General features: G+C 58.8%; 1 protein-coding gene. It reads left to right on the forward strand.

The features are described from left to right. Window positions 1-152: 152 nt before the first annotated feature. On the forward strand, window positions 153-396 hold a 244-nt coding region (locus CVN76_RS00305), incomplete at its 3' end, for a tyrosine-type recombinase/integrase (RefSeq protein WP_157805373.1).

The raw sequence follows: 396 nt of genomic DNA on the forward strand, positions 1-396 counted from the left end.
TCGTAAAAACCGTGGAGAGCCGGGTGTTTCAGCGTATCTCAACCGATCCTGTTTGTCCCAACCTGCACTGTACTCCTTGCCCGTCATCTGTTATTAACTGGCGACGCCCGGGCTCGGCCTCTTGCCGAACCCGGTCTTTTCGAGGAAATACCATGCAAAAATCCCACGCTCACCGTAAACACCTGACCCGCACCGAGGTCACCCGCCTGTTGCAACAGGCCGCCGCCGGCCGCGCCCCCGAACGGGACAGCTGCCTGATTTGGATGGGCTTTATCCACGGCTGTCGCGTCAGTGAACTCAACAGCCTGCGCATCAACGACCTGGACATGGACAGCGGCAGTCTCTACATCAACCGCCTCAAAAACGGCCTCTCCACCATCCATCCGCTGGAAGCCA

Source organism: Bacillus sp. mrc49, assembly GCF_002803435.1.